The sequence below is a fragment of the Paraburkholderia sp. TE9906 genome, from assembly GCF_056279605.1.
The window spans coordinates 588,229-614,048 of sequence record NZ_JBWCCT010000004.1 but is presented as its reverse complement, the minus strand read 5'-3'; the positions used below and the strand labels follow the sequence as shown (position 1 = coordinate 614,048).

Below are 25,820 nucleotides of genomic sequence, written 5' to 3'. Positions count from 1 at the left end.
AGCGTTCCGTTATTCAACTTATTTGTCTTCGACACGCAGGATCGCGAGGAAAGCCTCTTGCGGAATCTCGACCGAGCCCACCTGCTTCATTCGCTTCTTGCCTGCCTTCTGCTTTTCGAGCAGCTTCTTCTTACGCGAAATGTCACCGCCGTAGCATTTTGCCAGCACGTTCTTACGCAACGCTTTAATGTTTTCACGCGCGATGATGTTCGAGCCGATCGTCGCCTGGATCGCCACGTCGTACATCTGGCGCGGAATCAGCTCGCGCATTTTTGCCGCCACTTCGCGGCCGCGATACTGGCTTTGCGAACGGTGCACGATGACCGACAGCGCATCCACCTTGTCGCCGTTGATCAGCATGTCGACCTTCACGACGTCGGATGCGCGGTATTCCTTGAACTCGTAATCCATCGACGCGTAGCCGCGCGAGATCGACTTCAGGCGATCGAAGAAATCGAGCACGACTTCGCCCATCGGGATTTCGTACGTCAATTGCACCTGGCGGCCGTGGTACTGCATGTTGATCTGCGTGCCGCGCTTTTGCGTGCACAGCGTGATCACCGAGCCGACGTAGTCTTGCGGCATGTACAGATTCACGGTGACGATCGGCTCTCGCACTTCTTCGATTTTCGACGGCTCCGGCATCTTGGCCGGATTCTCGACCATGATGATCGTGCCGTCGCGTTGCAGCACTTCGTACACCACGGTCGGCGCCGTGGTGATCAGGTCCATGTCGAACTCGCGCTCGAGACGTTCCTGCACGATCTCCATGTGCAGCAAACCGAGGAAGCCGCAACGGAAGCCGAAACCGAGCGCCTGCGACACTTCCGGCTCGTATTGCAGCGAAGCGTCGTTGAGCTTCAGCTTTTCAAGCGAGTCACGCAGCGCGTCGTACTGGTTCGCTTCGACCGGATAGAGACCGGCGAACACCTGCGGCTTCACTTCCTTGAAGCCGGGCAGCGGTTCGGAAGCCGGACGGTTCACCAGCGTGACGGTGTCGCCCACCTTCGCGGCGGCCAGTTCCTTGATGCCTGCGATGATGAAGCCCACCTGCCCCGCCGACAACGACTCGAGATTTTTCGACTTCGGCGTGAACACGCCGACGTGCTCGACCGGATACTGCGCGCCGGTCGCCATCATGCGGATCTTGTCTTTCGGACGCAGCGTGCCGTTGACGATACGCACCAGCATCACGACGCCGACGTAGTTGTCGAACCACGAGTCGATGATCAGCGCCTGCAGCGGCGCTTCCGGATCGCCCTTCGGCGGCGGCACTTTCGCGACCAGCGCTTCGAGCACGTCTTCGACGCCGAGGCCGGTCTTCGCGCTGCAACGCGTGGCGTCGGTGGCGTCGATGCCGATCACGTCTTCGATTTCGGCGATTGCGTTTTCGGGGTTGGCCGCCGGCAGGTCGATTTTGTTGAGCACCGGAATCACGTCGACGCCGAGTTCGATCGCCGTATAGCAGTTGGCGACGGTTTGCGCCTCCACGCCCTGGCTCGCGTCGACGACCAGCAGCGCGCCTTCGCATGCGGACAGCGAGCGGCTGACTTCGTACGAGAAGTCGACGTGGCCCGGCGTGTCGATCATGTTCAGGTTGTAGACCTGCCCGTCGCGGGCACGATACGTCAATGCGGCGGTTTGTGCCTTGATGGTGATGCCGCGCTCGCGCTCGAGATCCATCGAGTCGAGCACCTGGGATTCCATCTCGCGGTCGGACAGGCCGCCGCAGATCTGGATGATGCGATCGGCGAGCGTCGACTTGCCATGGTCGATGTGCGCAATGATCGAGAAGTTACGAATATGATCCATTCAGTGCCGATCAAGCGAAAAAGGCGCGCTCGGACAATAGCGGAGCACGCCTTGTAAGTAGGTGAAAAACCTATCTATTTTAGCCGAAAAGGCTATCGCCCGGCGCATCTTGCGAAGCCCGGGGGAAAAGACGGCTCAGGAGAAGCGTGAAATCTGATGAGAACGATGCGGGTCGGCGCATCGCCTGAGAACTCGGGAGCAGCTTCAGCGGGTCGTGACGACACGCAAGGCCAGTGCGGCGCGAACCCGCGCTGCATCGAGGTGATAGTGACACAACTCGACGCCGTCGCAGACCAGAACCGGCACCCGTTCGTTGTAACGGGCTTCCAGCACCGGATCGCTATCGACGTCCACCACCTCGACCTGCGCGCCGAATTCGGCCAGCAACGGCTCGAGCGCGGCGCGCATATCGTCGCAGAGGTGGCACCACGCCCGCCCGTAGAGCGTGAGCGGCGCCGCCTGGCTCATCATTTCTGCGCGCTTCGCGGACGGATCGGCACGAACTGCGTGTTCTCGCCACGACGAACCAGCAGCGCGACCATCTTCGTCGAATCAAGATGCGCACTCAGTTCGTCGAACTGCTTCGCGCTCGTAATGTCCGTATCGCCCACCCGCAGAACGATGTCGCCCTTCTGCAGGCCGACGCGGGTCGCCGGGCCGTCCACTGCGTCGATCTGCACGCCATTCTGCAGCTTCAGCGCCTTCAACTGATCAGCCGGGATGTCGCTGACGGCCAGACCCAACGCATTCGTCGCGCGCTGCTTCGGCGGCTGCGGCTTCTTCTGATCCGCCTTCGCGGTCTTGTCCGGCTGCATCTCGGCAATCGTGACCGGCAAATCGCGTGTTTGCCCCTTACGCCAGATCGTGATCGTCGACCTGGTGCCCGGCTTCGTTTCGCCGACCATACGCGGCAGGTCCGTTGCCGTGTCGACCGAATGACCGTTGAACTTCAGGATGATGTCGCCCGGCTGCACGCCGGCCTTATCCGCCGGGCCGCCCGGCTCGACGCTGCTGACCAGTGCGCCCTGCGCCTTGGGCAGACCGAGCGAATCGGCGACGTCTTTGGTGACTTCGCCGATCGCCACCGCGATACGGCCGCGCACCACCTTGCCCGAACTCTTCAGCTGATCGGCCACGCGCATCGCCTCGTCGATCGGAATCGCGAACGAGATGCCCATGAATCCGCCGGTGCGGCTATAGATCTGCGAGTTGATGCCGATCACTTCGCCTTGCATGTTGATCAGCGGACCGCCCGAGTTGCCGGGATTGACGGCCACGTCGGTCTGGATGAACGGCAGATAGTCGCCCGTGTCGCGCCCCTTCGCGCTGACAATGCCGGCCGTCACCGTATTCTCGAGACCGAACGGCGAGCCGATCGCGACCACCCACTCGCCCACACGCACCTTGTTCGAGTCGCCGATGGTAATAGTCGGCAGATTGGCGGCGCTGATCTTCACGACGGCGACGTCGGTGCGGTCGTCGACACCGATCAGCTTCGCCTTGAATTCGCGTTTGTCCGTCAGCGTGACGTAGATGGTGTCCGCATCGTCGACGACGTGGGCGTTAGTCATCACGTAGCCGTCGGCCGACAGGATGAAGCCCGAGCCGACGCCGCTGTTCTGTTCCGGATCATTGCTATCCGGCGTGTCCTGACTGCCGCCGCTGCCACTGCCGTTGTCGCCGCCACGCGGCGAACCGGGGGACTGAGGGGACTGTGGCGACTGTGGCAACGGAATGCCGAAGAAACGGCGGAAAAATTCCGACATGTCGCCATCGTCCATACCCGGGGGCAGGCCGCTGCGGGGACCGCTGTTCGACACGCGCGTGGTCGTGCGGATGTTGACGACCGCCGGGCCGACCTTGTCGACCAGATCAGTGAAGTCGGGCAGATTGGCGGCAGGAACCGCCGACGCCGTTTGCGGTACGAGCGGCAAACACGCCGCTACCACCGCGGCCGCGAGGAATTTGCGCACCGAGAAAGTCGTCATATCGTAGCAAGCCGAGGGATTCAGGATTCGGAGGGTTACTTCGGAGATTTGTATTCTATGGCAGCGGCGAATTGCTGCAATGTGGTCTGGGGCACTTCACCAAGCAGAGTAATCCAGAAGTCACCCCGGCGCTTGACGAGCACGTGTGTGGCGCCGCTGTTGCCCGAGCCTTCCTTGCGCGTGTTGTTCTCGACCGGTTCGATGAACACTGAAATGGCCGCGAGGCCGTCGGAGAACACGGCCTGGTCCACCGGAATGGTCGGCTGACCCGCTTCGCGTGCAGCCATTGGGCGGCGCAACTGACGAATCATCCGGAAGCCCGGCACGGTCGGCGCGATCTGCCAGCCTTGCGCGGCCATGTCGACGGGTTCGACCGGCGGACGCACCACGGTCCACCCCGCCGTATTACGAATTCCGTTGACGATGCCGGCCTTGTCGACTGGCACACCGATGCGAATCTGGGAAAACGACAGTTGCTCGAGCACCTGGCCGTTCGGGTCGAGCGTCTGCGCGCGCAACAGCAGGCCGGTCTTCTTGTCGGCCCACAGCTTGTAAGCAAAGCGATACGCGTCTTTCGGATCGAGCTCGATCACCTGGCTGTCGACGCCCGCGACGCGGTCGTCTCCGAGCAGCTTCGGCTCATAGACGGACAGAACCTGTTCACCGCTCACCGCAAGCAATGCCGGGAACGAGTCCTTGTTCTGACGCTTCTCGACCACCAGCAAACGCCGCTCCGGCACGAACGTGTAGAGGTCGTCGTTATGGCGCAGCATTTTGCGCGGCTTGCCGTCGAGACTTTCGAGTTGCTCGAATTCGCCGTCAGAATGGGTCGAGTAATGCGCGATACGCGAAGTCTGCACGAAATTGCCGCGCTGATAGACGAACGCGCCTTCGTAGTTCTGCTGCTGAGCGGCCTGATGGATGCGATCGAGCAGATCCGCAGCCGTGCGACGGACGACGAGCGGATCGGCGGTTTGTGCAAAGACCCGCGGTGTGGCGGACAACAATACGGCTGCGCAGAACAGAAATGCCGGCAGCCGCCCCCAGATAGTCGTTTTATTCAACCGCAGAGTCTGCATCAAACTATTGGCCTTGCGTAGAGACTGAGGCAGCGCGAATCACCGGCATCGAGCCCGTCATGACCGGTTGTTGCGCGAATTGCTGGTGAGCTTCCAGATATTGATCGAGACTCGCGTCACGGATGATGTTCGCGTCCTGCGCGATCGGCTGAGCCGCCGCCGGCACCGGCACCATCGCCACGCGCTGCACCGAATCGCCATGAACCGATGCGAGTTGCGCGCCCGGACCGCCCGGCACGCCCTGCAGTTGCGGCACGACGATCCACGTCAGCGTAGCGGCAGCGGCCGCCACGGCAAAAGCCGGCACGACACGGCGGCGCAGCGCCAGCAGACGACGCGCGACCGGCATGGCAGCAGGCGCAAGCACGTGCGGCTCGTTGTCGAAGCGCGCGGAGAAACCGTTCAGGAACGCGCTGCTGGTTGCTGGGCTGATCGCCAGATCGTCGGAACGCAGCGCGTCGCCGATCAGGTGATAGCTCGACCAAGCCGCACGGTCTTCACCGTCCAGCCCGGAAAGAAACTTGTCCAGATTCAGATGCTCTTCGCCGAACAGCTCACCGTCGACAAAAGCGGACAGACGCTCGCCGCGCGAGCTGGCTTGCGATTGCATCGAGACTGACCCCATGATGCTCCCCATCTTACAAATACCCCGTAGTGACACCACTAATCCAGATATTGCAGCCGTGCCCCGATCGGCCGGCTGGGAATTACCAGCGCTTGCCTTCAGGTGTGTCAAGCAACGGACGCAATTTTGCCGCAATGGCTTCGCGAGCGCGGAAAATTCGTGATCTGACAGTGCCGATCGGGCAACCCATCATCTCAGCGATTTCCTCGTAACTCAAACCTTCAATTTCACGAAGAGTAATGGCGGTGCGCAACTCTTCCGGTAAAACCGCCATCGCAGCATTGACCGTCTCAGCGATCTGCTTGCTCATCAACATCGACTCAGGCGTGTTGATATCCCTTAGTTGGTCGGCGTCCGAGAAAGTTTCAGCTTCTTCAGCATCTGCTTCGGTCGAAGTGGGTGCCCGCCGCCCTTGGGTGGCAAGGTAGTTCTTTGCCGTGTTGACCGCAATCCGGTACAACCACGTATAGAAAGCCGATTCCCCGCGAAACTGCGGCAACGCCCGGTACGCCTTGATGAAGGCGTCCTGCGCGACATCCTCCACTTCGGCGGGGTCTCGCACGAGGCGTGAGATCAGCCTGAGAATCTTGCGGTGGTATTTGGAGACCAGAAGCTCGAACGCGGCCTTGTCGCCCTTCTGGACGCGTTCGACCAGCACCTGATCAATTTCTTTTTCGCTCACCTGATAAATCCGTTAACTATAGGGCGCATGGCGGGGCACCATTGTAGCGTTCCCATCATGAGGGCACGTTACTCCGGTAACAGCGGTTACAGTCGTTACAGTCAGGCGCCAGCGGCGCGTCGGCCCAACACCGACAATTCACGGAAAACGGGCGCCGGAAGCGAGTCGGCGGCAAGCAGCAAGGTGTTCGCACGTCCCTCTTCCGGTTTGAGCGCGAGGACCAGCAAGCGGCCACTCCACTGTGAACAGCCGGAGATCCGCCCCTGTGCCAGCAGCGTGCCTGAGCGGCCCCAGACCGATAACGCATCCCGACCGATACGCAGCGCGACTGGCTGCGCACGCTCATACCTGATCTCACAAAGCGTGAGCAACGCCCCCACGGCAAGCGTCAACGGAACGGCTTGCCACGCGCCAAGATGCGACGCGACGCTGGTGTAGACGGCCGCCGTCGCAATCAGCACGAAGATTCCCAATGCCAGGCGAATGGACAAGGAGCGACGCAGCGCGATCCGCTGCGTCGCTCCTTCGGGCGTTGCCGATGCAAGGGAGAACGCCGGCCGGGCCGGCGTCGTCGAGTGGCGCGTCACCCGTTCAGGCGATCAGGCGCGCTTGAAGACCAGCGTGCCGTTCGTGCCGCCGAACCCGAACGAGTTCTTCAGCGCGACGTCGATCTTCATCTCCCGCGCGGTGTTCGCGCAGTAATCGAGATCGCAGGCCGGATCCTGATTGAAGATGTTGATAGTCGGCGGCGACACCTGATGATGCACGGCCAGCACGGTGAACACCGACTCCAGACCGCCCGCGCCACCCAACAGGTGGCCCGTCATCGACTTGGTCGAGTTCACGACCATGTCTTTGGCGTGATCGCCGAACGCACGCTTGATGCCGGTGGTTTCAGCCAGGTCGCCGAGCGGCGTGGACGTGCCGTGCGCGTTCAGGTAATTCACCTGATCGGCATTGATGCCCGCGTTCTTCAAAGCGGCCAGCATGCAGCGGCGTGCGCCGTCGCCGTCTTCCAGCGGCGCGGTCATGTGATAGGCGTCGCCGCTCATCCCATAACCACTGACTTCGGCGTAAATCTTCGCACCGCGCGCCTTCGCGTGTTCGTACTCTTCGAGCACCATCACGCCGGCGCCCTCGCCCAGCACGAAACCATCGCGGTCCTTGTCCCACGGACGGCTTGCGGTGGCCGGATCGTCATTGCGTTGCGACAGCGCGCGCGCCGCCGCAAAGCCGCCGACACCGAGCGGCGACACGGTCGATTCCGCACCGCCCGCGATCATCACGTCGGCGTCGCCGTATTCGATCAGGCGCGAAGCCTCGCCGATGCAATGCAGACCCGTAGTACATGCAGTGACGATGGCGAGATTCGGACCCTTGATGCCGAACTTGATCGACAGATGGCCGGAGATCATGTTGATGATCGACGCCGGCACGAAGAACGGCGAAATACGGCGCGGGCCACGATTGAGCAGTTCGGTTTGCGTCACTTCGATCATCGGCAGACCGCCGATGCCCGAACCGACCACCACACCGATACGCTCCGAATTCTCGTCGGTGACTTCGAGGCCGCTGTCCTGCATCGCCTGGATGCCGGCAGCCACGCCGTAATGGATGAACGTATCCATATGGCGCGCTTCCTTACCGGGGATGTAGTCCTCGATATTGAAGCCCTTCACCTCGCCGGCGAAACGAGTCGAAAAGTTCGACGCATCGAACTTCGTGATATTGGCAATACCCGACTTGCCGGCGACCAGATTGGCCCAGCCGTCGGCAACATTATTGCCAACAGGCGAAATCAGCCCCAGGCCTGTAACAACAACACGACGGCGGCTCACGGTAACCCCTTTTTCATAGATGACAAAAGCAAAAGCCACAGCGGCCACAGGAATCTGCCCTGTGCGCCCTGTGGCTGTTAAGTCGGCAATCGCGCGAAAATTTGCGCTGTCAGCATCGCTGGCTCCTGCACGGCAAATAGCGCCAGCCCCGCTGGCGTCGGCAACCGACACGGCAGGGCGTCATACGCCGCCAGCGCAGAAACGCAGGCGCGAATGACTTTAGGCCTTGACGTTCGCGCGAGCGTAGTCGATCGCTTGCTGAACGGTGGTGATCTTCTCGGCTTCTTCATCCGGAATTTCCATGCCGAATTCGTCTTCGAGGGCCATCACGAGCTCAACGGTGTCGAGCGAGTCGGCGCCGAGGTCGTTCACGAACGAAGCGTCGTTCTTGATTTCAGCTTCCGCAACGCCCAGTTGTTCTGCGACGATCTTCTTGACGCGCTGTTCGATATTGTCCATTACCCCTCCAAGGGAAAAGAAGTTCAAAAATACAGGTGCGCGCATTTTATCAGGTTTGACCCGGCAAAAAAGCAGCGCATCGGGTTCCTGTCAAGGCATGCGCCTTACGCTTTTGCAAACGCGTCAAGGCGCGGATAGTAACCGAATTTGGCTACTACATGTACATTCCGCCGTTCACATGCAGCGTCGTGCCGGTGATATACCCCGCTTGCGGCGACGCAAGGAACGCGACGGCATGCGCGATATCTTCTGGACTGCCGAGACGGCCCAGCGGAATTTGCGTTTTCAGCGCGGTCTGCTGCTCTTCCGGCAGACCCCTGGTCATGTCGGTATCGATGAAGCCCGGCGCAACGCAATTCACGGTGATGTTACGGCTGCCGATCTCGCGTGCGAGCGAACGCGTCATACCCGCAACGCCCGCTTTGGCGGCGGCGTAGTTGATCTGCCCAGGGTTGCCGGACGAGCCGACTACCGAAGTGATGTTGATGATGCGGCCGCCCTTCGCCTTCATCATCGGGCGCAGCACCGCGCGCGACAGACGGAACACCGACTTCAGGTTGGTGTCGATCACCGCGTCCCAGTCGTCGTCTTTCATGCGCATGGCAAGCTGATCCTGCGTGATGCCCGCATTGTTCACCAGCACGTGCAGCGCGCCGAATTCCTTCACGGCGCCTTCGATCAGCGCTTCCGCCGCAGCCGCGTCGTTCACGTCGAGCACCGCGCCGCGACCGTTCACGCCGGCCGCAGTAAACGCTTCGGTGATCGCCGTGGCGCCGCTTTCGCTGGTCGCCGTACCGATCACCGTCGCGCCCTGGCGCGCCAGTTCCATGGCGATCGCACGGCCGATGCCGCGCGAGGCGCCCGTCACGATCGCGATCTGCTTGTCGAGAGTCTTTTCCATCTGTCAGTCCGGATGCCCGTCTAAGGGCTGATTGATTCCTGATGCCGATGCGTGATGCGGCGGCGCTCAAGCGCCGCTCTTCCGGCGCTTACGATGTGACGCGGCCTTCAGCCTGCCGTCACGAGCTTCAGCGTTTCTTCGAGCGACACCGGATCGAACACCGACGCGCCGACCAGATTGCCGTCGATACGCTTGGTCAAACCCGCAAGGACCTTGCCCGGACCACACTCGATCACGTGCGTGACGCCCTGTGCGCTCATCGCCTGAACGCTCTCGACCCAGCGCACTGCGCCGGCTGCCTGGCGCACCAGCGCATCCTTGATCGCGGCCGGTTCGTTGACCACGGCGACATCGACGTTGTTGATGACGGGAATGGCCGGCACCTGCACATTGACGCTCGCCAGATACTCGCGCAACTGGTCCGACGCCGGCTTGAGCAGCGACGAGTGGAACGGCGCCGAGACCGGCAGCGACAACGCGCGCTTCGCGCCCTTCGCCTTCGCAACCTCGCAGGCCTTTTCGACCGCAGCCTTATGGCCGGCGATCACGACTTGCGCAGGCGCATTGAAATTCACCGCTTCGACGATACCCGCCACCGACGCTTCCGCGCACACTGCGCGCACCGTGTCGTCGTCAAGGCCGAGAATCGCGGCCATGGCGCCTTCGCCGACCGGCACCGCGGTTTGCATCGCTTGCGCGCGAAAACGCACGAGCGGCACGGCATCGCGGAATGCGATCGCGCCAGCGGCGACCAGTGCGGTGTATTCGCCGAGGCTGTGGCCTGCGACGATCGCCGGCGCCGGGCCGCCTGCCTGCTGCCACGCGCGATAGATCGCGTAGGCCGCGGTCAGCATGACCGGCTGGGTGTTGGTGGTGAGATTCAGATCTTCGGCAGGGCCTTCGGCAATCAGCTTGCCGAGGTCCTGATTGAGCGCGTCGGACGCTTCCTGAACCGTCTCGCGCACGATCGCGTGATCGGCGAATGCGTTGAGCATGCCGACCGACTGCGAGCCCTGCCCAGGAAAAACGAACGCAAATTTCATATCGTCCCCAAAATCGATTTAGTCAGATGTGGGTGGCGCGCGGCGTCGACCTCACGCCGCCACGCGGACGCCGCAAGCAGCGCCGCTCGTTGCGTCGCCGCTATCAGAAGCGGATAACCGACGCGCCCCAGGTGAAGCCGCCGCCGACGCCTTCGATCAGCACGTTCTGGCCGCGCTTGATGCGGCCGTCGCGCACCGCGACGTCAAATGCGAGCGGAATGGACGCAGCCGACGTATTGCCGTGCTCGCCCACCGTGACGACCATGCGTTCCTGCGGCAAGCCGAGCTTGCGGCAAGTGCTTTGCATGATGCGGATATTGGCCTGATGCGGAATCAGCCAGTCGATCTGCCCGGCTGTCAGATTGGCTTTCTCGAGCGCCTCGACCGCGACCTTTTCGAGCACGTTGACGGCGAGCTTGAACACCGCTTGCCCGTCCATGTGCAGGAACGCGCTACCGGCGACCACACCGCCGTTCACGTTACCCGGCGTGCAGAGAATGTTCGAATGACTGCCGTCCGCGTGCAATGCGCTCGCAAGCACGCCCGGCTCTTCGGACGCCTGCAGGATCACTGCGCCCGCGCCATCGCCGAACAGCACGCAGGTGGTGCGGTCGTTGAAGTCGAGAATGCGCGAGAAGGTTTCCGCGCCGATCACGAGCGCCGTGCGATGCTGGCCGCTGCGAATGAAGCTGTCCGCCGTCGCCACTGCGTACGCGAAACCGGAACAGACGGCCTGCACGTCGAACGCGGCGCCGTGGTTCTTGATGCCGAGCTTGTTCTGCAACAGACACGCCGTGCTCGGAAACACGAAGTCCGGCGTGGAGGTTGCGACGATGATCAGATCGATGGACTGCGGATCGATGTCAGCCGCTTCGATCGCGCGCTGCGATGCGATCAATGCGAGATCGCTGGTCGTGACGTCAGGTTCGGCGAAGTGGCGCGCATGGATACCCGTGCGGGCGACGATCCATTCGTCGCTCGTCTCGACGCCCTGGCTGGCGAGACGTTCAGCCAGGTCCTGATTGGTGACGCGGTTGGGCGGCAGATAGCTGCCGGTACCCAGCACGCGGGAATAAATTGTGGATTGAGCCATTATGCCTTCGAGGATTGCGCAGCGTAGGGCTCGGCAGGCTGGCCGGCGATCGGGCTTGCGTGACCCGCACCGCTTGCGTCGCGCGCTGCCTGTTCGAGAGAACCTGCGTTCTCTTCCATCGCTCGCGCAAGGCGCTCCAGCACGCCGTTTTTGACGGCATCATACCCGCGTTTGATAGCCCACTCAAACCCGTAGGCATCGGCGGAACCGTGGCTTTTGATGACCAGTCCGCGCAGGCCGAGCAGCGCCGCGCCGTTGTATTGCCGATGGTCGACGCGTTTCTTGAAGCGCATCAATACCGGCATCGCGAGCACCGCCATCACCTTGGTGAGCCACGAACGTCCGAACTCTTCCTTGATGATGTTGGTCAGCATCTGCGCGAGACCTTCCGACGTCTTCAGCGCGACATTGCCGACAAAACCGTCGCAGACGATGACGTCGACCGTACCTTTGAAGATATCGTTACCTTCGACGTTGCCGTGAAAGTTAAGTGTACTCGCGCGCAGCAGTTCGCCGGCACGTTTGATGGTGTCGTTGCCCTTGATGACTTCTTCGCCGATGTTGAGCAGCCCGATGGTGGGGCGCTCCTTACTTTCGAGTGCGGACACGAGCGCGTGCCCCATCTCGGCGAACTGCAGCAGATGCTGCGGCTCGCAGTCGACGTTGGCACCCAGGTCGAGCATCATCGTGTAGCCGTCGGGATTGGGTAGTGCGAACGCGATGGCCGGACGTTCAATGCCCGACAGCGTCTTCAGCACGTAACGCGAGACCGCCATCAGCGCGCCGGTGTTGCCGGCGGAAATGCAGGCTTGCGCCTCGCCTTCCTTGACGCGGTTCAACGCCACGCGCATGGACGAATCTTTTTTCTTGCGCAGCGCGACCTCGACCGGATCGTCCATCGCGACGATCTCGGAAGCAGGCACGACGGTCAGCGCCGGAAGGTCCTGAGCCTTCAACTTCTTCAGCTGCGCACGAATCGCACTTTCAATGCCGACGAGCAGCAGCTGCGCGTCGGGATGCGAACGAACGAAGTTGACGGCAGCGGGAACGGTCACGGACGGGCCGTGGTCGCCTCCCATGCAATCTATCGTGAGCTTTACTGTCATGGAGTGCGACGAATTTCAGGCACAAAAAAGCGGCAGTTGAATGCCGCCTTTTTGCCGAACCAGGAAAATGTCAAGCGAGCCGATCGCCACGCGAAACGCCAAAGGGCGCAACGCAGTGAAACGATTAGTCGTTCTTCGTCTTGACGACTTTCTTGCCGCGATAGTAGCCGTTCGGGCTAACGTGGTGACGCAGATGCACTTCGCCCGTGCTCGGTTCCACGGCCAGCGGCGCTGCCGTCAGGAAATCGTGCGAACGGTGCATACCGCGTTTCGACGGCGACTTCTTATTTTGCTGAACTGCCATGACTAACTCCTAAAAATTTTCCGAATTCTAACACAGCCCGATCCGGTGTCCGCCATCGGCCGAATGGCCAATGCGCCCGTATCGCGCTCCCATGCAACTGTTCAGTGCTTCTTGTCGCCCGGCTCACCGCGCTTGAGACTTTCGAGCGCCGCGAACGGATTGGGCCGCTTGGGCTCGTCGCCCTCACCAGCTTCGTCCTGCGCGGCTTCGTCGGCCTCGCCTTCGGCACCGGCCACACCAGAGACCAGGCTCTCGTGCACCTCGGGACAGACCTCGTGCTTTGGCACAAGCGGCAAGGAAAGCAGCAACTCTTCTTCGATCAAGTCGGTGAGATCGAACTGGCGCGAGCCCACGATCACTTCGACTTCATCCTCGTCGAGCGGAAACTCTTCGGCTTCCGCCTCGGTGTTGACGATCCGGTAAGTTGCATCGACGTTGAACGCCTGCGAATACGGCGTCATGCACCGCTGACATTCGAGCCATGCGGCGCCGTGAACCGCCATCCTCAAATAAGGCTGGGGACCCTCGGTGCCGTCATCCTGCAATTCCGGTTGCGTCGTCCCTTCGGCTTGCCAGGTGAACGCGGTATCGCGGTCTGGCGCTTCTGCCGGGACTTCGTTTAACATGCGCGGCAGTTGCGAGACGCGCACGACACCCGCGGCCTGACGCCCACTTCGCGCAAATTCGAACAGATCGAGCTCATGCGGGTCGGGCAGACCAGCAGGGTTGCCAGGATGTTGAGTCATGTGCGCTCCTGCGTCGGCAAGGATTTCGCCGGGGTAAACCGGTTTGCGAGACAGCCCGTAAAGCCCGCGGCACTGTGTTCCATGCCTGCTCGCACGGAGCTTTTATAGAACACACCGGGACTCGCCTAGCGCAAGCATACCGATGAAAAGCCCAAAATCATATCCGTTTTGTCTTTTCGAGTCAAACACTTAAGCCCGTACGCGCGCGAGCTCCGCGCAACCCCGTACGCCCCCGCCTCTCTAGCCGTTGGTTGACCATGCCAGACTCCCCCAATCGCCCGCCACGCCTGATTCTGGCGTCGAGTTCGCCGTATCGTCGCGAGCTGCTCGAACGCCTGCGCGTTCCCTTCGATGTCGTCGTGCCGGCGATCGATGAGACGCCGCTCGCCGGCGAAACACCCGAAGTCACCGCGTTGCGGCTCGCCGAGGCCAAGGCCCGCGCGGTGGCCGGCCCACTCGGCGGCGCCGACGCCGCGCTCGTGATCGGCTCCGACCAGGTCGCCACCTATGACGGCCTGCAGATCGGCAAACCCGGCTCGCACGACAAAGCGCTCGCGCAATTGCAGGCAATGCGCGGTCGCGAAGTGCTGTTTCATAGTGCGCTGTGTCTGTTCGATAGCCGCTCGGGCACCGCGCAGACCATCGACGTGACTACCCGCGTGCAGTTTCGCGATCTGCCGGACGTCGCGCTCGAAGCCTATTTACGGGCCGAAACGCCCTATGACGTCGCAGGCAGCGCCAAGTGCGAAGGGCTCGGCATCGCACTGCTCGAAGCCATCCATTCCGACGACCCCACCGCCCTCGTCGGCCTGCCCTTGATCGCACTGACACGCATGTTGCTGGCGGCGGGCTACCCACTCCTGGAGGCGCAATGAGCGGCACGCTCTATCTGATTCCCAACACGCTCGGCGAAGGCGACGCCGACGCGCTCGACGCCGTCCTGCCCGCGCCGGTACGCGCCCGCGCGGCGGCACTCCATTACTACATCGGCGAAAACGCGAAAACCACGCGCGCGTTCCTGAAGAAAGTCGGCACCGAAAAGCCGATCCAGGAAATCGAGATTCGCGAATTGAACGTCAACACGCCGGCAGGCGAAATCGACAAGCTGCTCGCGCCGCTTCTCGCCGGTACGGACGCGGGTCTGGTCTCCGAAGCGGGCTGTCCGGCCGTCGCGGACCCGGGTGCGCTGCTGGTGCGCCGCGCGCATGAACGCGGCGTGAAAGTCGTGCCGTTCGTCGGACCGAGTTCGATCCTGCTGGCCCTGATGGCTTCTGGGCTCAACGGCCAGAGCTTCGCGTTCCACGGCTACCTGCCGGTCGACGCCGCCGAGCGCGCCAAGCGCCTGCGCGACCTGGAACAGCAGTCGCGCAAGGGCAAGCAGACGCAGATTTTTATTGAGACGCCTTACCGGAATCGCCAACTGCTCGACACGTTGCTGGCGACATGCGCACCGTCCACGCTCGTATGCGTGGCAGTCGACCTGACGCTGGACACGGAAATCATCGCCAGCCGCACCGTGGCCGACTGGAAGAAGAAACCGGCGCTCGATCTGCACAAACGGCCGGCCATTTTCCTGATTCTGGCGGTTTGACGCTGCGCCAAACACGCTCCCACGCGCAAAAAAGCCCCGCTGATCGCCAGTGATCACGCGGGGCTTTTACACACATATAGCTGATCAACGCAGGTTCAGTTTTTCCCCGAGCGCCATCGCCTTGACGGCGCCGCTGCCGACTGCCGCACCGAATTTGCGCGCAACACGGTCCGTAATGCTCTCTTTCACGGTGTAATCGACGATATCCGGCGCCTTGAAAAGATCACGCGCCACATGGTCCGCGTCGCCGAAACCGTCGGCGAGGCCCAATTCGACACTCTTTTGCCCCGTCCAGAACAGGCCCGAGAACATGTCCGGCGTTTCATGCAGACGCTTGCCGCGCCCCTGGCGCACCGCGTCGATGAACTGCGCGTGGATCTGATCGAGCATCTCCTGCGCATGCGCGTCCATCTTCGGCGTTTCTGGCGAGAACGGATCGAAAAAGCCCTTGTTCTCGCCGGATGTGTGCAGACGGCGTTGAATCCCCAGCTTGTCCATCAAGCCCGTGAAACCGAAGCTGTCCATCAGTACGCCGATCGAACCGACGATGCTCGCCTTATCCACAAAGATCTTGTCAGCCGCCGCGGCCGCATAGTAGCCGCCCGACGCGCACATATCGCCGACGACCGCATAGAGCGGAATCGACGGATACTTCGCGCGCAACCGGCGAATCTCGTTATAAATGATCCCTGCCTGCACCGGACTACCGCCCGGGCTGTTGCACCGCAGGATCACCCCGGCCGTGCCCGAATCCTCGAACGCGCCTTGCAATGCCGCGCTGACATCTTCGGCGTTCGCGTTCGTATCTGCCGATATTTCCCCGTCAAGTGCGATCATGGCCGTGTGACGGCCCGTGACCGCGACCCGGTCGCCGGAAAAGCTGAACGCGCCCCAAACGGCCAGCAGCAGGACGACCAGAAAGAGAAACCGGAAAAAAATCTTCCAGCGGCGCGCGGCGCGCTGTTCGGTGATTGCCGCGAGCGCGATACGCTCGAGCGCCGCCCGTTCCCAGCCGGGCTCATCGGCGGGCAAGCGGGAGCGGCCGGTCGGGGACGGGTCCTGCGGCTCGGGAGTCAAATTGTCGGACATGCGGGGTTCTGGAAAGATCGAAGGGAGAAAAATCAGGACGTGGCAGGACTCAATTCGCCGTCGGGGAGCCAGAATACAGCGCGGCCTTCCGGCGTATCCCGCTCCTCCACCTGAACCGGACGCAATCTGCCGCCGCGGCACGGACCACCGACGCATTTGCCCGTATCCGGCGCGTAAATCGCGCCATGTGTCGCACACATCAAGTATAAACCGGACGATTCGAAGAACTGCCCTTCCGCCCAGTCAAGCTCCATCGGCACGTGCGCGCATCGGTTCAGGTAGCCGTAGGGGCGGCCGTCGTAGCGAACGAAAAACACCACGGCGTCACCGCCGCCGAGCCGCGCGGCGCATCTCACGCCCGCGCCGCCGTCGACCAGATCTTCCGCCGCGCAAACGCGAACGGCTTGGGCTGCCGCTTCGGCCATGTCGGTACTCATGCGTTCTCTTGCAGCCAGCCAGACAACGCGCTCACGCTCGGCGCGATGAATTTCGGCGACAGCGCGCTCAACGAGCCGGCCGGATGCGCCCCATAGGTCACGGCGATACCCGCGACACCCGCATTGATCGCCATTTGCAGATCATGCGTCGTATCGCCGACCATCACGGTGCGCGCCGGATCCTGCCCCAGTTCGCGCGTGAGCTCGTGCAGCATGGCGGGATGTGGCTTCGAGAAGGTCTCGTCGGCGCAGCGGGTGCCGTCGAACAGGCTGATCAGGCGCGACTGGTCGAGTGCGCGATTCAGCCCGACGCGGCTCTTGCCCGTCGCCACGGCCAGCAGATAGCCCTGATCGCGCAACTCCTGCAGCATTTCGCGCACGCCGGCGAACAACTCGGTGGTCTGATCCTTCACCAGATAATGGAAGCGATAACGCTCGGCCAGTCGCGGGTATTCGGACGGGTCAAGCGTCGGCGCGGCGATCTGCAGGGCTTCGCGCAGGCCGAGGCCGATCACGTAGCTCGCGGCTTCGTCGGCGGGAACCGGCAGGCCGAGATCGCGGCAGGCCGCCTGGATGCTGCGCGTGATGTGCGCGGTCGAATCCATCAACGTGCCGTCCCAATCGAAGACGATCAGATCAAATTGCTCTCTAGCCATGCGGTGTCGTCTCCGGGTGTGACCCATTTCGTGATTCGTTGAGCTGTGCAATGAAGCCGCGGCACTCGGCCGGCAGCGGCGCCTCGAACTGTAACGGCGCACCAGTGGCCGGATGCGCGAGTTTCAGCCGGTAAGCGTGCAGGAACATGCGCTTCAGACCGGGTTTGGCGTTAGCGCGCGCCAGCGCCTTGTTCAGCGCGAAGTCTCCGTACTTGGCGTCGCCGACTATCGGCAGTTCCAGATGCTGCAAATGAACGCGGATCTGATGCGTGCGGCCGGTCTTGAGTTCCGCCTCGAGCAGCGCGTACTCCCGCCAGCGGTCGATCAGATTGAAAACCGTGTGCGACGCGAGACCGTCCGCCTGCACGCGCACGCGGCGCTCGCCGTCTGCGGTCAGATACTTGTGCAGCGGCTCCCTGACTGCGCGGCGGCGGCCCCAGTCGCTCGCCCACTCGCCGTGGACGCAAGCATAGTAGCGCTTATCCATTTTGTTCTCGCGAATCTGCTCGTGCAGATTGACGAGCGCGCTGCGCTTCTTGGCGAGCATCAGGATGCCGGAGGTCTCGCGATCCAGCCGATGCACCAGTTCCAGGAATTTCGCCTGCGGCCGCGCTTCGCGCATCTGCTCGATGACGCCGAAGGCGACGCCGCTGCCGCCATGAACCGCGACGCCGGCCGGCTTGTCGATGACGAGCATGTGGTCGTCTTCGAAAATGATCTGGAAGTTGGCGTGCGGCACGGGCGCCTGCGCGGCGGCTTCGTTCGGCTGCGCGACGCGGATGGGCGGCACGCGCACCAGGTCGCCCAGCTCGAGCCGGTACTGCGCGTCTATCCGGCCCTTATTCACCCGCACTTCGCCGCTACGCAGAATGCGATAGATATGGCTCTTGGGCACGCCTTTACAGACGCGCAAGAGGAAGTTGTCGATGCGCTGTCCGGCCGCGCTGTCGTCGATCTCGATCATCGAGACCTGGTCGCTTGCGACCGATTTCTGGGATATTTTGCCTAACTCTTTCATTCTGAATATAATTTGCCCAGCAGTCTGCGGCGGCCGGCGCAGTGACCGGAATTCGGGCGGATTGCGCAGGTGCAAGCGATAAACCGTTATTTTACTTGCGCCGGGGTCTGGTTGCTCACCCTCAAATGAGATGCAACAAGTTGCACGCACGAAGTCGGTACCCGGCAGGGACGGCGCCCACAGGCGCGTTCGGTCAAGGTCGGCTTCGACGGTAACGGAATTTTGGTAAAAAAGAATTTAACTTTCAGCTTCGGTATCGGGCGGTTGGACGCCCAACTGTACGAAGCTGCAGGTTGCGAAAATACGGCGTGCGCCCGAGGCGTCTTGTAGAAAATACAAGACATGGCGACGTCAAAATGAGGCGAGACACCCCCAGCAGGAAAAGACGCGCCGCCTGCGCGAACTTCCCGCTGCGGCATGACCGCAGCCTCCGACCCTCCGGTCACGCGCCCAGTTGGCGCACCGGCGAGAGTGGACGAAAGGCTTATGAAGGTCTGCCGGCAGAACCCGCGGCGTGTCGGGTCGTTATTTGAAGCCGTGTTCGCATGTGCCCTGCGGCACCGCGCCCATTTTTTAATGGGGCCGGGCCCTCTCAGGCAATTCTCCCGCCATTTTTCCCGCTCCAGCGTGCTTGTGAAAACACAATAAGGCGCGGCATGCCGCTACCCTCAAGGCTCTCGCGACTGACAACCGCGCAGCCGAGGGCAAGCTAAGCCGCTCTGGAGCCGATCAATGAAACGAATGTTGTTCAACGCGACGCAGCAGGAAGAACTGCGCGTCGCCATCGTCGATGGGCAGAAACTCATCGATATCGACATCGAAACCGCCGGCCGCGAACAGCGCAAAGGCAATATTTACAAGGGCATCATTACTCGCATCGAGCCTTCGCTCGAAGCGTGCTTTGTCAACTACGGCGAAGACCGCCATGGCTTCCTGCCGTTCAAGGAAGTCGCCCGCCAGTATTTCCGCGACGGCGTCGACATGCGCTCCGCGCGCATTCAGGACGCGCTGAAGGAAGGTCAGGAACTGATCGTCCAGGTCGAAAAGGAAGAGCGCGGCAACAAGGGCGCGGCCCTCACCACCTTCATTTCGCTCGCCGGCCGGTATCTGGTTCTGATGCCGAACAACCCGCGCGGCGGCGGCGTGTCGCGCCGGATCGAAGGCGATGACCGTCAGGAACTGCGCGAAACCATGGCGCAGCTGCAATTGCCGGAAGGCATGAGCATCATCGCGCGCACGGCCGGCATCGGCCGCAGCGCCGAAGAACTGCAGTGGGATCTGAACTACCTGATGCAGCTGTGGCGCGCGATCGAAGCCGCGTCGCAAAGCGGTTCGAGTGGCCAGCCGATGCTGATCTATCTCGAATCGAGCCTCGTGATCCGCGCGATCCGCGACTATTTCCAGCCGGACATCGGCGAAATCCTGATCGACACCACCGAAATCCATGACCAGGCCCGCGCCTTCATGGACATCGTGATGCCGGACAACGTCAGCAAAGTGAAGCGCTACCACGACGACGTGCCGCTCTTCTCGCGCTTCCAGATCGAACACCAGATCGAAACGGCGTACTCGCGCACGGTGCCGCTGCCCTCGGGCGGCGCAATCGTGATCGACCACACCGAAGCGCTGGTCGCGATCGACGTGAACTCGGCGCGCGCGACCAAGGGCGCCGACATCGAGGAGACGGCCGCGCGCACCAACCTCGAAGCCGCCGACGAAGTCGCCCGCCAGTTGCGTCTGCGCGACCTGGGCGGCCTGATCGTGATCGACTTCATCGACATGGAGTCGGCCAAGAGCCAGCGTGAAGTCGAGCAGCGCCTGAAAGACGCGCTCAAGCATGACCGCGCGCGCGTCCAGATGGGCAAGATCTCGCGCTTCGGCCTGATGGAGCTGTCGCGTCAACGTCTGCGCCCGGCCCTGTCGGAAGGCAGCCACGTGACCTGCCCGCGCTGTAACGGCACGGGCCACATCCGCGATACCGAATCGTCCGCGCTGCAAGTGCTGCGGATTATTCAGGAAGAAGCAATGAAGGAAAACACCGCGGCGATCCACTGCCAGGTGCCGGTCGAAGTGACCGCCTTCCTGTTGAACGAAAAGCGCGCCGAAATCAACAAGATCGAGTCGCGTTTCAAGGTCAATGTCGTCCTGATCCCGAACAAGCACCTCGACACGCCGCATTACAAGCTCGAGCGCCTGCGTCACGACGATGCGCGCCTCGACGATCCGCGCGCTTCGTGGAAGATGGCCGAAGAAGCGGCTCGCGAGCTGGAATCGGAAACCGGCTACAGCAAGCGCGCCGAGGAAGTGAAGCCGAAACAGGAAGCGGCGGTGAAGGGCATCACGCCTGAAAAGCCGGCGCCGAGCGCGCCGGTTCGTCCGGCGGCAACCCCGGCTCCGGTCGCGGTCACCCCGGCGAACGGCGGTTTCATCGGCTGGCTGAAGAACCTGTTCGGCATGCAGCCGACAGCACCGGCGCCTGTCGCGCCGGCTACGACCGAGAAGCAGGCGCGTCCGCAACGCGGCGAACGCACGGAGCGCGGTGAGCGCACCGGCGAACGCGGCGGCGATCGCAACCGCAATCGCCGTGGCGGCGCAGGTGGCCGTGATGCGGCGGGTCGCGGCGAAGGCACGACCGGCGGCCGTCAGGCTCAAGGCCAGCAGCCGTCGCAGCGTCGCGAGGAACGCGAACCGCGTGAAGCACGCGAAGGCCGCGAGCCGCGTGAACCGCGTGGCAATCGTGAAGCACGTGAGCCGCGTGAGGCCCGCGAAGGCCGTGAGCCGCGCGAGCCGCGCGAGCCGCGTGAAGCGCGCGAGGGCCGCGACAATCGCGGTACGGATCGTGCGGAAGCTGTCGAAGGCGCCCCGCGCGCCGAGCGTGGCGAACGCCAGGAACGCGGCGAGCGCCGTGAACGTGGCGAGCGTGCTGAGCGCGGCGAACGCCGCAAGCAGCAAACCGAAACCACGGATGCGCTGACCACCGCGCAACCCGACGCGCAAGCAGCGGACGAACTCGCGCGCAACCAGGTTGCGCTGAGCGAAAACGGCGCGCCGGTCGATCAGGAAGCGGTGACCGCTGAAGGTGAAGAGCGTCGTCGTCGCCGTCGCGGCCGTCGCGGTGGCCGTCGTGAGCGTGAAGAGGACGTGAACGGCAACCTCGCAGCGGACGTCGCGGAAGCTGAAGGCGATAATGCCAACGTCAGCGACGACGCGCAGGTGCGCACGGCTCGTCAGCCGGTCGAGCATAAAGCCGAGGTCAGCGAAGCAAAAGACGTGACGCCGGTCGAAGTGGTGGTCGCCGCTGTCGCGACCGAAACCGCCGTCGTGACCGAACTGCACGCGGCAACCGAAACGCCGGCTCTGGCCGTCGAGAAAGCTGCGAAGACGGAAACCATCGTGCCCGTCGAGCAGGCGCCGGTCGCCCCGGCTGTGGTCGAGCCGGTCGTGGAAGCGCCGGCGGCACAAGCCGCAGTCGCACCGGTCGAACCCGCGCAAGCCGCACCGGCCGCCAGCGAGACGGTTTCGCTGGTCGAACCGGTGGCACGCGCCGAAGCTCCGGCTCAAGTGCAGATCGAAACGCCGGCAGTTGCGCCGGTGGTTGAAGCCCCGGCCACACCGGCTCCGGTCGACACCCCGGCTCCGGCCGTGGCAGTCGAGGCACCCGCAGTTGCACCGGTGCCGCAGGCCGAGATCGTCGAATCGCAGCCGGCAGTGGTGCCGGCGGAGCAACCGGCCGTGATCGAGCCGGCGCCCGTTACCGCACCGCAGGAACCGCAGGCACCGCGTACCGGCGCCGTGTCGGCAGAAGCCCTGAAGCCGGTACTGGAACAAGCCGGTCTCGTCTGGGTGAACACCGACGCCGACAAGCTGCTTGCCGCGCAGGAAGCCGCTGCACAGACCGTCAAGCCGGCTCGCCGGGTGCGTGAGCGTAAGCCGCTGCCGCCGCTCGACAACGCGCCGATGCAACAGGTGGAAACGGGCAAGCATCCGCAGTAAGCCGCCCGTCTGCACCCAAAAAGCCCGCCCTCACCGGCGGGCTTTTTGTTTTCATAGGTATGAACGTGGGCACGAACGCCACGCCGCAAACGGCTCGACCTGCGGCTCCCCGTATACCCCGACACGGCCCGGAGTCCGGCTGCGATTCGGCGCATTTCCGATAGAATTCACTATTCAGAGGTCCTCTCAAGCACCCAGACGAAGCACTCCATGTCCCGACGCATCATCCCAGTAGCCGATCTCAGCTCGGCGCCGGTCATCGCCGGCCCGGCGCAGACACCCCGTGGCGTATTGCACGACACGCTGTCGCGCCCGCTGCGCGATCTGCGCATTTCGGTGACGGATCGCTGCAACTTTCGCTGCGTCTACTGCATGCCGCGCGCGGTGTTCGACAAGGATTACGCGTTCCTGCCACATAGCGCGTTGCTGAGCTTCGAGGAAATCGAACAGCTTGCGCGACTCTTCGTCGCACATGGCGTCGAGAAGATCCGCCTGACCGGCGGCGAGCCGCTGCTGCGCAAGAATCTGGAATTTCTGATCGAACGGCTCGCACAATTGACCACACCGGCGGGCCGCCCTATCGATCTGACACTGACCACCAACGGCTCGCTGCTGGAGCGTAAGGCGCGCAGTCTGAAGGACGCCGGGCTGACCCGCGTGACCGTCAGTCTGGACGCGCTCGACGACACGCTGTTTCGCCGCATGAACGACGCCGACTTCGCGGTCGCCGACGTACTGGACGGGATCGCCGCGGCGCATGCGGTCGGGCTCGCGCCGGTCAAGGTCAACATGGTCGTCAAGCGCGGCACCAACGACGGCGAAATCGTGCCGATGGCGCGTCATTTCAGAGGCTCGGACGCGGTGCTGCGTTTCATCGAATACATGGACGTCGGCACCTCGAACGGCTGGAACATGACCGAAGTGCTGCCCTCCGCCGATGTCGTGACGCGCATCGCCGAACAGTTCCCGCTCGTTCCGCTCGAAGCGCACAGCGCCGCCGAGACCGCACAGCGCTGGGGCTACGTGGACGGCGGCGGCGAGATCGGCGTGATTTCGAGCGTCACGCGGGCGTTTTGCGGCAGTTGCACGCGCGCCCGGCTGTCGACCGAAGGCAAGCTGTACCTGTGCCTGTTCGCGTCGTCGGGCCACGACCTGCGAGCGTTGCTGCGCGGCGGCGCGAGCGACGCCGACATCGCCACCGCCGTCGCCGAAATCTGGCAAGGCCGCAGCGACCGCTACTCGCAACTGCGCGGCAGCCAGCCAGCCGATTCGAGCGAGCAGGCGAGCCGACGCGTCGAAATGTCGTACATCGGCGGCTGAGCGGCCGCGGCATGCAACCCACGCGCGAACAGATCACCGGCCTGTTGCTCGCGGGCGGCCGCGGTACGCGCATGGGTGGCGTCGACAAGGGGCTGCAAACGCTGCACGGCGAGCCGCTCGCCGTGCATGTACTGAGGCGCCTCGCACCGCAAACCAGCGCGCTGCTGATCAGCGCCAATCGCCATCCCGACACTTACACCGCACTGGGCGCGCCGTTTGGCGCGACGGTCGTCGCCGATACGCTGGCCGGCTTTCCGGGCCCGCTCGCGGGTTTGCTCGCTGGCATGCGCGCTGCCGGCACCGCCTATCTGTTGAGCGCGCCCTGCGACTCCCCGTGGCTGCCCACCGACCTCGCCGCGCGCCTCGCGCAAGCGCTGGACGCCCAGCAAGCGGACATCGCTACCGTCACGACCGTCGCCGCCGACGGCGAAGCGTCCCTTCACCCGGTGTTCGCCCTGCTGCGCACGAGTCTCGCGAACGACCTGGCGGCGTTTCTGACTGCCGGCGAGCGGAAAGTTCGCGCGTGGTACGCACGCCACACGACGGTGGAAGTCGTCTTTACCGACGAGCGCGCGTTTTACAATGCCAACTCGTTACAAGAACTCGCCGACCTCGAACGCAATCGAGGCCCCGGTTGAGATCCGCCCCGGCCGCACGGCACATGCCGCGCCCTTCTCCGGTCGCGACGCCCAGTTCTTCATGACCACGCTTAACGAATTTTCCCGCTGCGTCGCGCAGTACGATCCTCACGCGCTCCCCGTTTCGGCCGCTCAGGCGATTGTTCGTGAGTGGGCCACGCCGGTTGCGGCCGTCGAACGCGTAGCGTTGCGCGACGCGCTCGATCGCGTGCTCGCGGCAGACATCGTGTCGCCGATCGACGTCCCCTCGCACGATAATTCCGCGATGGACGGCTACGCGTTTCAGCGCGCAGCGCTCGCCACCGACTCATCCAGCATCGATTTGACGATTGCCGGCAAAGCGCTGGCCGGGCATCCTTTCACGAGCCGCGTCGACGCGAACCAGTGCGTGCGCGTGATGACGGGCGCCTGCATGCCCCAGGACTGCGACACCGTCGTGCCGCAGGAATTGGTCGAGCGCAGCGCGGATGGTGAATCGATCCGCTTTGCCGCCGACGCCGTGGCCCCGGGCGCCAACCGGCGCCTCGCCGGCGAAGATCTCGCGCGTGGCCACGCCGCGCTGCGCGCCGGCCGCATCCTGCGCGCGTCGGATCTTGGTTTGCTGGCGTCGCTCGGCATCGGTGAAGTGAATGTGCGGCGGCGCTTGCGCGTCGCGTTCTTCTCGACCGGCGACGAATTGCGCTCGCTCGGCGAACCGCTCGATCCGGGCTCCGTCTACGACAGCAATCGCTACACGCTGTTTGCGATGCTGCGGCGCCTGAACGTCGATACGCTCGACCTCGGCGTGGTGCGTGATGAACCCGCCGCGCTCGAAGCCGCATTGCGCAGCGCCGCGGCAAGCACCGACGTGGTCTTGACCTCGGGCGGGGTATCGGTCGGCGAGGCCGATTTCACGCAACAACTGCTGCGGACCTTCGGCGACGTCGCCTTCTGGAGCCTGGCGATGCGCCCGGGCCGTCCGCTTGCGTTTGGCCGCATCTGGTCCGGGGAGCGGCCGGGCGTCGGGCTGCCTGCGCTATTTTTCGGTTTGCCCGGCAACCCGGTCGCCGTGATGGTGGCGTTCTATCAGATCGTGCGCGAAGTGCTGCTGCTGATGTCCGGCGCAACGCCGCACCCGCTGCCGACGATCCACGCCGCGAGCCGCCAGGCGATTCGCAAGCGCGCCGGCCGCACCGAATTCCAGCGCGGTGTCGCCGAACAGGACGCGCACGGACAGTGGCATGTCACGCCGACCGGCTCGCAAAGCTCGGGCGTGTTGAGTTCGATGAGCGAGGCCAATTGCTTTATCGTGCTCGGTCACGACGAAGGCGCGATTGCCGAGGGAGAACGCGTCGCCATCATGCTGTTCGACGGTCTGATCTGACGCCTGCGGACCCGGCGCGGTCACCAGCGACTTTGCAGC

Annotated in this window: 25 protein-coding genes; 6 read left to right on the top strand and 19 right to left on the bottom strand. The window is 63.4% G+C overall.

Annotation, left to right across the window (positions count from 1 at the left end; genetic code table 11):
- Positions 1 to 18 precede the first annotated feature (18 nt).
- From lepA to ACZ9H4_RS13675, 15 genes are all read right to left on the bottom strand, one after another.
- Positions 19 to 1,812 (bottom strand): translation elongation factor 4, encoded by a 1,794-nt coding sequence (lepA, locus tag ACZ9H4_RS13745; RefSeq protein WP_408155146.1) that lies wholly within the window; start codon positions 1,810 to 1,812, stop codon positions 19 to 21.
- A 204-nt stretch (positions 1,813 to 2,016) separates the two neighbouring features.
- Complete coding sequence (locus ACZ9H4_RS13740; protein WP_408147170.1) at positions 2,017 to 2,280, bottom strand: glutaredoxin family protein; 264 nt, start codon at positions 2,278 to 2,280, stop codon at positions 2,017 to 2,019.
- Positions 2,280 to 3,800 carry a DegQ family serine endoprotease gene (locus ACZ9H4_RS13735; protein ID WP_408147098.1) on the bottom strand — a complete coding sequence of 507 codons (1,521 nt, stop codon included), beginning with the start codon at positions 3,798 to 3,800 and terminating at the stop codon, positions 2,280 to 2,282. The genes ACZ9H4_RS13740 and ACZ9H4_RS13735 overlap by 1 nt, the downstream gene beginning before the upstream one ends.
- Positions 3,801 to 3,835: 35 nt before the next feature.
- Entirely contained in the window at positions 3,836 to 4,879 is a 1,044-nt protein-coding gene (locus ACZ9H4_RS13730) for a MucB/RseB C-terminal domain-containing protein (protein ID WP_408155207.1), read from the bottom strand.
- A 4-nt stretch (positions 4,880 to 4,883) separates the two neighbouring features.
- A complete protein-coding gene (locus ACZ9H4_RS13725) occupies positions 4,884 to 5,504 on the bottom strand; it encodes a sigma-E factor negative regulatory protein (RefSeq protein WP_408155150.1) in 621 nt (206 codons plus the stop codon).
- A gap of 82 nt (positions 5,505 to 5,586) precedes the next feature.
- A complete protein-coding gene (gene rpoE, locus ACZ9H4_RS13720) occupies positions 5,587 to 6,186 on the bottom strand; it encodes an RNA polymerase sigma factor RpoE (RefSeq protein ID WP_006051939.1) in 600 nt (199 codons plus the stop codon).
- Positions 6,187 to 6,287: 101 nt separating this feature from the next.
- Complete coding sequence (locus tag ACZ9H4_RS13715; RefSeq protein WP_476119271.1) at positions 6,288 to 6,677, bottom strand: protein YgfX; 390 nt, start codon at positions 6,675 to 6,677, stop codon at positions 6,288 to 6,290.
- A gap of 108 nt (positions 6,678 to 6,785) precedes the next feature.
- Complete coding sequence (fabF, locus tag ACZ9H4_RS13710) at positions 6,786 to 8,024, bottom strand: beta-ketoacyl-ACP synthase II (RefSeq protein WP_408147093.1); 1,239 nt, start codon at positions 8,022 to 8,024, stop codon at positions 6,786 to 6,788.
- A gap of 219 nt (positions 8,025 to 8,243) precedes the next feature.
- Positions 8,244 to 8,483, bottom strand: a complete 240-nt coding sequence (gene acpP, locus ACZ9H4_RS13705) for an acyl carrier protein (RefSeq protein ID WP_121315318.1) — start codon at positions 8,481 to 8,483, stop codon at positions 8,244 to 8,246.
- A gap of 154 nt (positions 8,484 to 8,637) precedes the next feature.
- Complete coding sequence (gene fabG / locus ACZ9H4_RS13700; RefSeq protein ID WP_408155152.1) at positions 8,638 to 9,384, bottom strand: 3-oxoacyl-ACP reductase FabG; 747 nt, start codon at positions 9,382 to 9,384, stop codon at positions 8,638 to 8,640.
- Positions 9,385 to 9,491: 107 nt separating this feature from the next.
- Positions 9,492 to 10,427, bottom strand: a complete 936-nt coding sequence (gene fabD, locus ACZ9H4_RS13695; RefSeq protein ID WP_408155154.1) for an ACP S-malonyltransferase — start codon at positions 10,425 to 10,427, stop codon at positions 9,492 to 9,494.
- 103 nt (positions 10,428 to 10,530) lie between these two features.
- Positions 10,531 to 11,520, bottom strand: a complete 990-nt coding sequence (locus ACZ9H4_RS13690; RefSeq protein ID WP_476119270.1) for a beta-ketoacyl-ACP synthase III — start codon at positions 11,518 to 11,520, stop codon at positions 10,531 to 10,533.
- Positions 11,520 to 12,626 (bottom strand): phosphate acyltransferase PlsX, encoded by a 1,107-nt coding sequence (gene plsX / locus ACZ9H4_RS13685; RefSeq protein WP_408147085.1) that lies wholly within the window; start codon positions 12,624 to 12,626, stop codon positions 11,520 to 11,522. Before plsX ends, ACZ9H4_RS13690 begins: the two co-directional genes overlap by 1 nt.
- A 124-nt stretch (positions 12,627 to 12,750) precedes the next feature.
- Positions 12,751 to 12,930 (bottom strand): 50S ribosomal protein L32, encoded by a 180-nt coding sequence (gene rpmF / locus ACZ9H4_RS13680; RefSeq protein WP_006051932.1) that lies wholly within the window; start codon positions 12,928 to 12,930, stop codon positions 12,751 to 12,753.
- A gap of 101 nt (positions 12,931 to 13,031) precedes the next feature.
- Positions 13,032 to 13,676, bottom strand: coding sequence for a DUF177 domain-containing protein (locus tag ACZ9H4_RS13675; RefSeq protein WP_408325067.1), 645 nt, complete (start codon positions 13,674 to 13,676; stop codon positions 13,032 to 13,034).
- Between the two features lie 257 nt (positions 13,677 to 13,933).
- On the opposite strand from ACZ9H4_RS13675, the gene ACZ9H4_RS13670 reads away from it, so the two are divergent.
- A complete protein-coding gene (locus tag ACZ9H4_RS13670; RefSeq protein WP_408147081.1) occupies positions 13,934 to 14,551 on the top strand; it encodes a Maf-like protein in 618 nt (205 codons plus the stop codon).
- On the top strand, positions 14,548 to 15,267 hold the full coding sequence (locus ACZ9H4_RS13665) for an SAM-dependent methyltransferase (protein ID WP_408147079.1): 720 nt from the start codon (positions 14,548 to 14,550) through the stop codon (positions 15,265 to 15,267). Before ACZ9H4_RS13670 ends, ACZ9H4_RS13665 begins: the two co-directional genes overlap by 4 nt.
- 84 nt (positions 15,268 to 15,351) lie before the next feature.
- Here ACZ9H4_RS13665 and ACZ9H4_RS13660 read toward each other — a convergent pair whose 3' ends face one another.
- The 4 genes from ACZ9H4_RS13660 to ACZ9H4_RS13645 are packed head-to-tail and all read right to left on the bottom strand — an operon-like array spanning position 15,352 to position 18,467.
- Complete coding sequence (locus ACZ9H4_RS13660; protein WP_476119269.1) at positions 15,352 to 16,356, bottom strand: S49 family peptidase; 1,005 nt, start codon at positions 16,354 to 16,356, stop codon at positions 15,352 to 15,354.
- A 32-nt stretch (positions 16,357 to 16,388) separates the two neighbouring features.
- Complete coding sequence (locus tag ACZ9H4_RS13655; RefSeq protein WP_476119268.1) at positions 16,389 to 16,793, bottom strand: Rieske (2Fe-2S) protein; 405 nt, start codon at positions 16,791 to 16,793, stop codon at positions 16,389 to 16,391.
- Positions 16,790 to 17,449, bottom strand: coding sequence for an HAD-IIIA family hydrolase (locus ACZ9H4_RS13650; RefSeq protein ID WP_168665143.1), 660 nt, complete (start codon positions 17,447 to 17,449; stop codon positions 16,790 to 16,792). The genes ACZ9H4_RS13655 and ACZ9H4_RS13650 overlap by 4 nt, the downstream gene beginning before the upstream one ends.
- On the bottom strand, positions 17,442 to 18,467 hold the full coding sequence (locus tag ACZ9H4_RS13645; protein ID WP_476119267.1) for an RluA family pseudouridine synthase: 1,026 nt from the start codon (positions 18,465 to 18,467) through the stop codon (positions 17,442 to 17,444). The genes ACZ9H4_RS13650 and ACZ9H4_RS13645 overlap by 8 nt, the downstream gene beginning before the upstream one ends.
- A gap of 732 nt (positions 18,468 to 19,199) precedes the next feature.
- On the opposite strand from ACZ9H4_RS13645, the gene ACZ9H4_RS13640 reads away from it, so the two are divergent.
- The 4 genes from ACZ9H4_RS13640 (at position 19,200) to moeA (ending at position 25,781) form a co-directional block, all read left to right on the top strand.
- Positions 19,200 to 22,460 (top strand): Rne/Rng family ribonuclease, encoded by a 3,261-nt coding sequence (locus tag ACZ9H4_RS13640; RefSeq protein ID WP_476119266.1) that lies wholly within the window; start codon positions 19,200 to 19,202, stop codon positions 22,458 to 22,460.
- A 210-nt stretch (positions 22,461 to 22,670) separates the two neighbouring features.
- Positions 22,671 to 23,780 carry a GTP 3',8-cyclase MoaA gene (gene moaA / locus ACZ9H4_RS13635; protein ID WP_476119265.1) on the top strand — a complete coding sequence of 370 codons (1,110 nt, stop codon included), beginning with the start codon at positions 22,671 to 22,673 and terminating at the stop codon, positions 23,778 to 23,780.
- 11 nt (positions 23,781 to 23,791) lie between these two features.
- Positions 23,792 to 24,418, top strand: coding sequence for a molybdenum cofactor guanylyltransferase MobA (mobA, locus tag ACZ9H4_RS13630; protein WP_476119264.1), 627 nt, complete (start codon positions 23,792 to 23,794; stop codon positions 24,416 to 24,418).
- A 61-nt stretch (positions 24,419 to 24,479) separates the two neighbouring features.
- The gene (moeA, locus tag ACZ9H4_RS13625) at positions 24,480 to 25,781 is read left to right on the top strand and encodes a molybdopterin molybdotransferase MoeA (RefSeq protein WP_476119263.1); all 1,302 of its coding nucleotides are present in this window, start codon (positions 24,480 to 24,482) and stop codon (positions 25,779 to 25,781) included.
- Positions 25,782 to 25,820 lie beyond the last annotated feature (39 nt).

Coding starts and splice junctions, on each gene's coding strand:
- lepA (WP_408155146.1), bottom strand. CDS start 1,812: ATGGATCATATTCGTAACTTCTCGATCATTGCGCACATCGACCATGGC.
- ACZ9H4_RS13740 (WP_408147170.1), bottom strand. CDS start 2,280: ATGAGCCAGGCGGCGCCGCTCACGCTCTACGGGCGGGCGTGGTGCCAC.
- ACZ9H4_RS13735 (WP_408147098.1), bottom strand. CDS start 3,800: ATGACGACTTTCTCGGTGCGCAAATTCCTCGCGGCCGCGGTGGTAGCG.
- ACZ9H4_RS13730 (WP_408155207.1), bottom strand. CDS start 4,879: ATGCAGACTCTGCGGTTGAATAAAACGACTATCTGGGGGCGGCTGCCG.
- ACZ9H4_RS13725 (WP_408155150.1), bottom strand. CDS start 5,504: ATGGGGTCAGTCTCGATGCAATCGCAAGCCAGCTCGCGCGGCGAGCGT.
- acpP (WP_121315318.1), bottom strand. CDS start 8,483: ATGGACAATATCGAACAGCGCGTCAAGAAGATCGTCGCAGAACAACTG.
- fabG (WP_408155152.1), bottom strand. CDS start 9,384: ATGGAAAAGACTCTCGACAAGCAGATCGCGATCGTGACGGGCGCCTCG.
- fabD (WP_408155154.1), bottom strand. CDS start 10,427: ATGAAATTTGCGTTCGTTTTTCCTGGGCAGGGCTCGCAGTCGGTCGGC.
- ACZ9H4_RS13690 (WP_476119270.1), bottom strand. CDS start 11,520: ATGGCTCAATCCACAATTTATTCCCGCGTGCTGGGTACCGGCAGCTAT.
- plsX (WP_408147085.1), bottom strand. CDS start 12,626: ATGACAGTAAAGCTCACGATAGATTGCATGGGAGGCGACCACGGCCCG.
- rpmF (WP_006051932.1), bottom strand. CDS start 12,930: ATGGCAGTTCAGCAAAATAAGAAGTCGCCGTCGAAACGCGGTATGCAC.
- ACZ9H4_RS13675 (WP_408325067.1), bottom strand. CDS start 13,676: ATGACTCAACATCCTGGCAACCCTGCTGGTCTGCCCGACCCGCATGAG.
- ACZ9H4_RS13670 (WP_408147081.1), top strand. CDS start 13,934: ATGCCAGACTCCCCCAATCGCCCGCCACGCCTGATTCTGGCGTCGAGT.
- ACZ9H4_RS13665 (WP_408147079.1), top strand. CDS start 14,548: ATGAGCGGCACGCTCTATCTGATTCCCAACACGCTCGGCGAAGGCGAC.
- ACZ9H4_RS13660 (WP_476119269.1), bottom strand. CDS start 16,356: ATGTCCGACAATTTGACTCCCGAGCCGCAGGACCCGTCCCCGACCGGC.
- ACZ9H4_RS13655 (WP_476119268.1), bottom strand. CDS start 16,793: ATGAGTACCGACATGGCCGAAGCGGCAGCCCAAGCCGTTCGCGTTTGC.
- ACZ9H4_RS13650 (WP_168665143.1), bottom strand. CDS start 17,449: ATGGCTAGAGAGCAATTTGATCTGATCGTCTTCGATTGGGACGGCACG.
- ACZ9H4_RS13645 (WP_476119267.1), bottom strand. CDS start 18,467: ATGAAAGAGTTAGGCAAAATATCCCAGAAATCGGTCGCAAGCGACCAG.
- ACZ9H4_RS13640 (WP_476119266.1), top strand. CDS start 19,200: ATGAAACGAATGTTGTTCAACGCGACGCAGCAGGAAGAACTGCGCGTC.
- moaA (WP_476119265.1), top strand. CDS start 22,671: ATGTCCCGACGCATCATCCCAGTAGCCGATCTCAGCTCGGCGCCGGTC.
- mobA (WP_476119264.1), top strand. CDS start 23,792: ATGCAACCCACGCGCGAACAGATCACCGGCCTGTTGCTCGCGGGCGGC.
- moeA (WP_476119263.1), top strand. CDS start 24,480: ATGACCACGCTTAACGAATTTTCCCGCTGCGTCGCGCAGTACGATCCT.